The following is a 9,706-nucleotide window of genomic DNA, read 5'->3' as shown; positions in this document are numbered from 1 at the left end:
CGGCCCCGCCGAACGGCGGGAGCGGCCCTCGGGTGTGATGACGTCCCAACGGTGCGGCCGGGCGAACGAATACGACGGCTTCTTCGGTTCACCGTCCCGGGCGGGGAATTCGTGAAAGGAAAGTCCCCTGGTCACAAGGGGTGCGAGACGGCCCGAGCCGTGGAGTGTGCACGTCATTTCAATGGCATGTTCCCGATTGGACCGAGGACGGTACGAGGAATTCGCTCATTGCTCACGTGAATCGCGCGAGTCCCTTCCGTTCCCGGATTGAATCTGACAGCATCGTCCGCTATCCGGTGACCGAATGCCGGTGATCAGTGCGCCGGTTGGGCCCGCAGGGTGCCCGTCCGCAGCCGACCTCCCCGGACCGGATCGACGCGTGGGGCCGGGATGCGACCGGGGCGCGACCGGGGGAGGAACGTGATGCTCGGCTCCGTTGTGCGCAGGCTGCGCCACGTGGAGGAGAAGTGACCGCCCGGGCCGGCACCCCCGTGCCCACCCGCGACTCCGCCCACCGCCCACCGCGCTGGGTCCGCACCAGGCTGCGGGCGAACCCGCTGTCGGCGCTGCTCATGGCGGCCCTCGCGTTCGTCACCGTCTTCCTCGCGGCGGCCCTCCCCCGCATCGCGAACCGGGGCGCGGACACGGCACTCCAGGACTTCGTCAGCGGGAAGGGCCCCAACCAGACCAGCCTGCAGACCACTTCCAGGACCCGGGACGACGACACCGCCGTCGAACTCGACCGGGTGCAGCGGCAACTGGTCGAACAGGTCGGCCGGCGGCTGACGCCGTCCCGAGCGGGGCAGGCCTACGGTGCCCGCGCCCTGGGCGACCACTCCATGGCCAATCCGGGGTACGCCCACATCTCGGACAAGGAGCCCTACCCGGTCCTCAGCCTGCTCCACCTGCACGACCTGGCCGCCCGGGCCACCCTCACCGACGGCACCTGGCCGACCCCCGGCGCCGTCGGCGGTCCGCTGCCGATCGTGGTCAGCGAGAAGGCCGCCGAGACCATCCGCATCAAACTCGGTGACGTCATCGACAACGGCGTCGAGAGCTCCGGCGCCAGGCGGACCACCGTGGTGGTCGGCCTCTACCGGGTCAACGACCCCCAGGACCCGTTCTGGGACGACCTCGGCTGCCCGGCCCGCGCCTGCCTGAACACCAAGCCCGACCACGAGCACTGGACGACCAGCGGGTTCGTCGACGGCGGCAGCCTGCCCGCGCTGGTCCGCTGGGGTTCGACCGCCGAGAATTTCTGGCGGCTGCCCGTCGACCCCGCCTCGCTGCACGCCGACCGGATCGACCGCACCCGCGACGTCATCAGATCCTTCCTGACCGGGCGCGACGCCACCGCCCTCCTCGACGCGACCGGACGCGCCGACCTGCAGACCGTCTCCGGCCTGCCCGACGTCCTCACCCGGGCGGACGAGCGCTACCGTGCCTCGCTGCCGCTCAGCGCGATCGGCCCGGCCGGCGTCGCGGGCGTCGCCACCGTGGTGCTCTTCCTGGCCGCCGCGCTCACCACCGACCGGCGCGCCGCCGAGATCCGGCTGCTCCGGGCTCGCGGCGGTTCCCTCGCCGGGGTGCTGCGACGGCTGATCGGCGAGGGGGCGGTCACCGTCCTGCCCGCCGCCGTGCTCGCCACGGCCCTCGCCCTGGTGCTGCTGCCCACCCCCCGGTGGGACCGCGCGGTGTCGGCCGCCCTGGTCGCGACCCTGATCGCGCTGCTGGCCTTTCCGGTCCGCGCGGCCCTGCTGTGGTCCCGTCGACGACCGGCCGGCGGCCGCCGCCGACTGGTCGGCGAACTCGCCGTCCTGGCGGTCACCGCCGCGGCCGTGGCGGAGGTCCGGCGCCGGGGTGTCGGCCACCCCGGGGCCGGGGTGGACCCGCTGCTGGTCGCCGCGCCGCTCCTGCTCGCCGTCACCGGCGGACTGCTGCTGGCCAGGATCGAACCGGTGGTGGTCGGCCGGCTGGCCGCCCTCGCCGGCCGGGGCCGCGGCCCGATCGGCTTCCTCGGCCTCGCCCGGGCCGCCCGCGACGGCTCCGGCCGCCGCAAGCCCTCCGTGCTGCCGCTGCTCGCCCTGCTGATCGCCGTCACCACGACCGGCTTCGGCGCCACCGTGCTCGACACCGTCGACCACGTGCGGACCCGCGCCGCGCGCATCGCCACGGGCGGGGACATCGGCGTCGCCCTCCCGGACTACGCCACCCTGACCGCGCCGTTCACCGAGGCCGCCGCCGCCCTGCCGGGCGTCCGGGCCTCGACCGCGGCCTGGATCGAGCCCAGAGCCCGCTTCTTCGCCACCGACCGGGACTACACCGAGGCCGACCTGGTGGTGGTGGCCGACCCGGCGGCGTACGCCGAGATAGCCCGGGCCCTCGGCGTCGGCGGGTTCGATCCGGCGAAGCTGGCCGGGACGTCCGGCGGCGGCCGGGACACCCCGGTGCCCGCCCTGGTCAGCCGCGACCTGGCCGAACGCCTGGCCGCAGGGCCGTCCCGGGTGCGCACGCCCAACGGCAACGACCTGCACCTCACCGTCGCCGGTGTCGTCGGCGCCACCCCCGCACTGCCGGACCCGGGCAAGCCGTTCGTCGTCGTCCCCGCCGGCCCCGCCTGGGAACGACTGCCGGACACCAGGCGCGTCAACACGTGGTTCGCCGTCGGCGACGTCGACCCCGACCGGGTCAGAACGGTCCTGCGGGACAACAGCGGGGACCGACCGGTCGGACTGGCCAAGCTGATCGCGGACGACGCCACCGCCGTCGGCAAGGACACCCACGGCCTGCCCTCGGGATACACCGTGCACAGCAGCCGGGAGACCGCCGCCGCGCTCGGTGACGACCCGCTGCAGCACGCCGCCGGGCGGCTGTTCCGGTACGCGGCCGCCGCCGGAGCCGGATTCGCCCTGCTCGCCGTCCTGCTGACGCTCTTCCGGGCCGCGCCCGACCGCACCGCCGTGCTCGCCCGACTGCGCACCATGGGCATGCGGCCCAGGCAGGGGCTGGCACTGATCATGACCGAGGCGCTGCCGCAGACCCTGGCCGCGGCCGTCGGCGGCGGCCTGATCGCACTGGCGGCGGTCGCCCTGCTGGGCGGGGCCTTCGACATCTCGACGCTGGTCGGCGCCAAGGTCGGGGACGTCGTCGTCCCCGTGCTGATGCCGGTGCTGCTGCCCACCGCGGGCCTGGCCCTGCTGGTCGGGCTCGGGGTGGTGGTGGAGACGCTGGTCGCCGGCCGGCGCCGGATCGCCACCGAACTGCGGGCGGGTGAGCAGTCGTGACACCCGGAGCAGCCAGGGCCCCCGGTCGGCGCCCCGGTCGCCCGGTCGCTCCGGTCCCCGGGGCCGGGGCCGGGGGCGGGGCCGGGCCGGGCCGCCGGACGCGGGGGTGCGGCGGTCAGTACTCGTTCTTGACGACGAAGAACGAGCCGCGGATGACACCGGCGAGCTTCGACTTCTGCCGGGCGAACTTGAAGCGGGAGGCGAGCTCCTCCGGGATCTCCATCCCCTCGGAGAGCTTGAACCCGACCGCCCGCTTCTTGGCGTCGTCGACGGTGTACATCACGTTGACCGACAGCCCGCTCTCGTAGAAGACATAGGCCATGCGGATGTTCTCGACCTGGAAGGCCGTGGCCTCCAGCGGGCGGGACGCGATGACGATGTCCCGTTCCTCCTTGAGGATCCGGTGCACCCAGTCGACGGCCTCCCGGGCGTCGCCGGCCGGCTCCACCGTGAAGGCGTGGTCGTACTTGTTCCTGAAGTAGCGGGCCTCGTTCGCCCGCAGACCGGCCAGCGCCTCCGCGACGGGTGAAGACTCCAGACCGACGGTCGAGACGGTGTCGAAATCCACGGTGTAGGTCATGGCGGGTTCTTCCTCGTCGGCGTCGGTGGACGGCGGACGCCCCGGCACCCGCGCCGGAACGAGTGCTGCCTCGTCCCGCGTCCCACGTCCCGCTCCGAGCGCTGGTCGCCGTGGACCGGGATGCCGTCGGCTCCCGCCAGTATGCGGGCCGGGTGGGGCTGGTTCCAGGTCCTGAAGGTGGTGTCGCGCCCGGTGAAGCCGTTCTCCGACCTGCCTGGACGGTGCGGCCGGGGTGCCGGAGGCCGCGGCGGACGTCCGTCGCACCGTGCCCGGCGCCGCCCTGGTTCCCGTCGACGCCACGGGTCACCAGGTGACAGGCAACGCGTCGAGGCCGTAGACCTCGTTGTTGACGCGGTAGGGCACGTCCTCGGCGGGACACGCGAGCGCGAGACCGGGCAGACGCCGCAGGAGCGCGGGCACCGCGATCCGCAGTTCGGCGCGGGCCAGCGGAGCGCCGAGGCAGTGGTGCGGGCCGTGCCCGAACGCCAGGTGCGACACGGGTTTGCGTGCGATGTCGAAGCGGTCCATCCCGGCGCCGAGCGCCGGGTCGCGGTTGGCCACCGGCAGTTGACAGACGACCTGGTCACCGGCCTTGATCGGCACGCCGCCGATCTCGGTGTCGCACCGCGCGGTCCGGGCCAGCGCGGTGCTGGACACGGACAGGTACCGCAAAAGTTCCTCGACGGCGGTGTCGATCACCGGATCGCCCTCGGTGGCGTCGCGCAACCGGTCGGCCTGTTCCGGGTGCGACAGCAGGGCGAGCACGCCCAGGCCGATCGTGTTGGACACCGTGACGTGGCCGGCGAGCAGCAGCAACTCGCAGACGCCGACCAGTTCGGAGTCCGACACCGCGCCGCCGTGCTCCCGGACGAGCATGCCGATCATCCCGTCGTCCGGGCTGCGCCGCTTCTCCGCCACCAGGGAGGCCATGTACGCGTGCGATTCCCGGCCGGCCGCGAGCCGTTCCTCGATGGGGAGCCCGAGATCCAGCGTGGTACGGGACCAGCGGTGGAACTGCCCCTGGTCGGGGTCGGGAACGCCGAGCATCGCGCAGATCACCCCGAGCGGCAGCGGCAGGGCGAAGTCGGCCATCAGGTCCGCCGTGGGACCCCGCGATTCCATGGCGTCGATCAGCTCGCCGACCAGGGTGCGGATCATCGGCTCCAGTGAGCGGATCCGCTTCCCGGTGAACTCCGGCGTCAGGACGTGGCGCAGCCGTGTGTGCTCCGGCGGGTCCATGTTGAGGAGCTCGTTCGGCAGGACCGGAGCGCGTTGCGGGTCGTACATCGCGAACGTCTCCTGGTCGGCCAGCACGCGCCGCACGTCGGCGTGCCGGGTGACGAGCCAGTACTCACCGACCCGGTGCAGCCAGAAGTCCTGGACGCGCCGAACCCGGTCCCCGCGCTGGACCTCACCCAGCGCCGGGCCCGGGCCGAGCCCGTCGCGACGGTAGAAGATCGAGATCGGCGGCACTTCCTGCTGCTCACTCATGGAACCTCCCGTGATCGCCCGATACCCACTTGCCGATACCGACTTCCCGATACCCAGGCGCTCGTGCCGCTGCGCGCGTCGGCCTCGGTCCTGTGCGGCGCGCGGGGGCGCGGAGGCCTCGCACCCGCTCCCTCCCCCGAGCCGGAGCCGCCCCCGGCCCCTGTTTCCTCCCCGGCCGTTCCGCGGGGTGCGTCTTTTTCCGGGAACCCCTTGACAGGTATAGACCATTCCGCTTGAGTCTGGGTCAGCCCCGCACCGGCCCGCACCCCGGTCGGCCCGTCCCCCACGACGTGCCCACACCCGCGGGGCCCGGCTCCCCTGCCCCGACGTCCCTACCTCCACGACCGTGCGGCCCCACACCGCACAAGGGGTGATCAAGTGTCCACGAAACGCCTGCTCGCGCTGCTCTCCGCCGTCGCCACGGCGCTGGCGGTGGTCCTGCTGCTGCCCGCGGCCAACGCCAGCGCCGCCGTCTGCGCCACGCCCTGGAACTCCTCGGCCGTCTACACCGGCGGCGCCGCCGTCTCCTACGACGGCCACAACTGGCTCGCCAAGTGGTGGACCCAGAACGAGCCGCCCAGCACCGGAGGCTCCGGCGTCTGGTCCGACCAGGGCGGCTGCGGCACCGGCCCGACGACGACCCCGACCCCGACCGTCACGCCGACGTCCACGTCCACCGGCACGCCGAACCCGAGCGGATTCCCGGTCAGCCAGGCCCAGTTCGACCAGATGTTCCCGAACCGGAACCCCTTCTACACCTACCAGGGCCTGATCGACGCCCTCGCCGCCTACCCCGCCTTCGCGGCCACCGGCAGCGACACCGTCCGCAAGCAGGAGGCCGCGGCCTTCCTCGCCAACGTCAACCACGAGACCGGCGCGCTGGTCTACGTGGTCGAGCAGAACACCGCCAACTACCCCCACTACTGCGACACTTCACAGCCGTACGGCTGCCCGGCCGGGCAGGCCGCGTACTACGGGCGCGGCCCGATCCAGCTGAGCTGGAACTTCAACTACAAGGCGGCCGGCGACGCCCTCGGCATCGACCTGCTGCGCAACCCCAACCTGGTGCAGACCGACCCGGCCGTCGCCTGGAAGACCGCACTCTGGTACTGGAACACCCAGAACGGGCCGGGCACCATGACCCCCCACAACGCGATCGTCAACGGCTACGGCTTCGGCGAGACCATCCGCAGCATCAACGGCTCACTGGAGTGCAACGGCGGCAACCCCGCACAGGTACAGAGCCGGATCAACGCCTACCAGCGCTTCACCCAGCTGCTCGGCACCGTACCGGGCAACAACCTGAGCTGCTGAACACCCAAGACCCGTCAGACAACTGATCACCTGCCCGGTCCGCGAAGCCAGCGGACCGGGCAGGCCGGCGCCGGCAGGCGGTCCGGCCCTGCTCTCGGACCGGACCGCCCACCGCGTGCTACTCCTCGCCAGGCCGCCCGGCCCGCCGGGAGGAACAGGCGACCGGTGCCGCTCGGGCAGACCTCGCTCCGGGGTCCAGCGGTACAGGAAGCGCTCCACCAGGAGTTCGTACCGACGCGCTTCCAGTCGGGGCGGAACCGGGTACGCCGATGGCCTTCACGGGCGCCCAGGGGGTCGGGGAGTGCGTCGAAGAGATGAGCGTCGCTCGCGGAGAGCGCGCGGATGACCGGATCGGTCATGGATTCCTCCGGGATACAGGCTGCTTGGAGCGCTCCCGGTCAGACCTCACGAACCACGCCGGGACAGCGGAAGAGGGAGCGCTGGAAAGGTGTGAACCGCACGGCACTCGCCTCCTTCCGTTCGTCTCGGGGCGTGGAGCCACACAGTACGTGATCTTCCGTGCGGCCGCCCACGGATTTCCGCACCCCTTGAAGGAGGGGCGGTAACCAGCCATCCTGCCCACCCGGTTCGGCCACCTGCCCCTGCCCCTGCCCCCGCTCGTCCTCTCCCTCGGCCCGGTCGCCCAACAACATGCTCACCACGTACAGTTCCAGCCCCGCCCTGCAAGCCGCGGGCCTCCGCATCCGCCCGTGGGGCGGCTCACCTGGACATCCTCACCGCCACCGCGACCGTGCGCCGATGATCACGAACTGCGGGTGCCGAGAATGTAGTTGACCTTCAAGCCATCGCCCCACACACTGAGACATGTGCAATGTTACATTGCAACAACACTCCGTTCGTCTCGGCGAAACCCATGCGGGATGCCTATGCAGAAGGAGAGCCCCTCGTGTCCCACGTCGCCCTGGCGGATGCCCCGTGCGGTGAGTCCGACGAGTCCCTTGTCGCAGGCCAGAGCTGCAGCAAGGACGGGGATAGCGTTGGCCCGGTCGCCGACCCGCTCCTGTCGCACGGTCAGCCGGCGGTGGCCGAGCAGCCAGGAGACGGTGCGTACGGCCTTCCCCCCGTGGCAGTCACCCCGCTCGCCACTGTCGAGTCCGGGCCGGACCACCGGACCACCATGACCAGGGCCTCGAAGGCCCGGCCGTCGCGGGGGCGGCGCACCGGCGGTGCACGGTCGACAGCGAGACGCCGAACGCCGGGACAAGGGACCGACGGAGTGGCCAGGCCCCCCCGTTCGTGGAGATCCGGCCGGCAGGACAGATCCACCCCCATCGGGATGCACCACTCCGCTTGACGCACCGGCCCCGCACGAGAAATTTTCCAGATGGCCAGTTCGCGAATGCTGTCGCAAATTTCGCCACCCCGGTGGCATCATTTTCCGGACCGCCGAACGGCGAAATCCTTGCCAATTTACTGTGACTGGTTGTCTATGATGGTAACTTCATGACCAAAAAGCCGGGAATTTTAGAAGACCGAGGGTTCAGGGGGCTCTTCGCCGCTACGGCAGTGAGTGCCGCCAGTGTCAGTGTGGCGAGGATCGCCATCCCGCTGGTCGCAGTCCTTGCGCTGGATGCCGGAGCGTTCGAAGTGGGGCTCGTCTCCACCTTCCTCACTCTCCCGTTCCTGCTGGTCGGCCTGCCGGCCGGCGTGTGGGTGGACCGGCTTCGGCGTCGCAGAATCCTTGTCCTGTGCCAGCTTGCGCGTTCTCTCATTCTTCTTTCCATTCCTCTGTGCTGGTGGGTCGACCTCCTTTCGATCTGGCAGCTCTACGCCACCGTTCTCCTGTTCGGCGCGTGCAACGTATTCTTTGACGTCGCGTACCAGAGTTATCTCCCCAGCCTTGTGGGTCGGGACAGGGTGCTGGAGGGGAATGCGAAGCTCACCGGCGTCCAGCAGGTCTTTGCCGTGGGTGGCCCTTCACTGGGCGGTCAGGCCGTGGCACTGCTCACGGCTCCGGTCTCCTTCGTGGTGACCAGCGTCGGCCTTCTGATCTCCTCGGCCTGCATCGCACGGATTCGCGCCGAAGAGGCGGAGCCGGTCCGTGGAACGGAATCCCGTATGCTCCAGGAGATCGGGGCTGGGCTCCGTCTGGTGCGCGGAAGCTCTCGGCTCCTCGCGATCGCCGGGTCCTCCGCCTGGCTGAACTTGACGTGGTATGCCGCTTACACGGTGATGATGCTCTTCCTGGCGAGGACGCTCGATCTGTCGCCCGCCTTGATCGGAATCTTCCTGAGCGTATCCGGAGCGGGTGGGCTCCTCGGGTCCTTCCTGGCGAGGCGGATTTCCGAGAAGGCCGGCCCCGGTCCTGCCATGTGGTTGATCCTGCTCCTCGGCTCCCCTTTTGCGCTCGTCCTTCCCTTTGTCGGATCCGGCTGGACGCTCTGGATCGCGGCCTGCGCCGACGGTGTCACGGCGTTTATGATCGTCGTCTACAATGTCACTCAAGTCAGCTGCACACAGACCCTGACCCCCGATGAATATCTCGGGCGAGTAAATGCCACGATGCGATTCCTGACCTGGAGCTTCATGCCCGTCGGCTCCGTACTGGGCGGCGCCGTGGCCGGGTGGCTCGGGGTACGCCAGGGGCTTTTCGTGTGTGCCGCCGCGGGCTGTTTCGCCTTTATTCCGATTCTCCTTTCGCCGCTGCGTACCATGCGGAAGTTCCCGTCGTCGCCCAACGGTGACGATGAGGCTCCTGAAGGAGTTACGGCGGCGGCCGCCAAGCGCTGAGCACCTCATTCTTGAGTGTTGTCCGACTGACTTGTCTTCATTCTTGATGTGCCCCCTTCATTGTGCGCTGCGAGCTCTCCTGCATGCCCTGCGGAGAGAACTCCAACCCGCACGAGAGGGGTGCCGACCTGTGCCTAGAGAGGGTTCTCGGAGCGATGGCTGTGGGTAGCGACGACTTATCCGCATCGGTTGTTGATGGTCAATTGGCCTACTGGCGTGAGGTGTTGGCGGGTCTGGAGCCGTTGGAGCTGCCGACGGACCGGCCGCGGCCCTCGGTGCGGTCGGG

General features: G+C 70.6%; 5 protein-coding genes and 1 pseudogene. 3 read left to right on the top strand and 3 right to left on the bottom strand.

All coding sequences use genetic code 11. From position 1 onward, the window contains the following. The first annotated feature begins 467 nt into the window (after positions 1-467). Positions 468-3,284, top strand: a complete 2,817-nt coding sequence (locus ACFVHV_RS42000) for a hypothetical protein (RefSeq protein ID WP_380358914.1) — start codon at positions 468-470, stop codon at positions 3,282-3,284. A 115-nt stretch (positions 3,285-3,399) separates the two neighbouring features. On the opposite strand, the gene ACFVHV_RS41995 is transcribed toward ACFVHV_RS42000, so the two are convergent. Both ACFVHV_RS41995 and ACFVHV_RS41990 read right to left on the bottom strand, forming a co-directional pair. Then, positions 3,400-3,864: a phage tail protein gene (locus tag ACFVHV_RS41995; protein WP_359906844.1), complete on the bottom strand. Its 465-nt coding sequence runs from the start codon at positions 3,862-3,864 to the stop codon at positions 3,400-3,402. 303 nt (positions 3,865-4,167) lie between these two features. After that, positions 4,168-5,355: a cytochrome P450 gene (locus tag ACFVHV_RS41990; protein WP_359906846.1), complete on the bottom strand. Its 1,188-nt coding sequence runs from the start codon at positions 5,353-5,355 to the stop codon at positions 4,168-4,170. A 378-nt stretch (positions 5,356-5,733) separates the two neighbouring features. Between ACFVHV_RS41990 and ACFVHV_RS41985 the strand changes: the two genes are divergently transcribed. Further along, complete coding sequence (locus tag ACFVHV_RS41985) at positions 5,734-6,669, top strand: glycoside hydrolase family 19 protein (protein WP_359906848.1); 936 nt, start codon at positions 5,734-5,736, stop codon at positions 6,667-6,669. A 215-nt stretch (positions 6,670-6,884) separates the two neighbouring features. On the opposite strand, the pseudogene ACFVHV_RS41980 reads toward ACFVHV_RS41985, so the two are convergent. Then, positions 6,885-7,028 (bottom strand): annotated as a pseudogene (locus ACFVHV_RS41980) (GNAT family N-acetyltransferase); the annotation flags it as partial. 1,105 nt (positions 7,029-8,133) lie between these two features. Between ACFVHV_RS41980 and ACFVHV_RS41975 the strand changes: the two are divergent. Then, complete coding sequence (locus ACFVHV_RS41975; protein WP_380358909.1) at positions 8,134-9,420, top strand: MFS transporter; 1,287 nt, start codon at positions 8,134-8,136, stop codon at positions 9,418-9,420. The last annotated feature ends 286 nt before the right edge of the window (positions 9,421-9,706 follow it).

The organism is Kitasatospora sp. NPDC127116 (assembly GCF_042677365.1).
Lineage (GTDB): Bacteria > Actinomycetota > Actinomycetes > Streptomycetales > Streptomycetaceae > Kitasatospora > Kitasatospora lactacystinica.
This window is presented reverse-complemented; position numbering and strand designations above follow the sequence as displayed.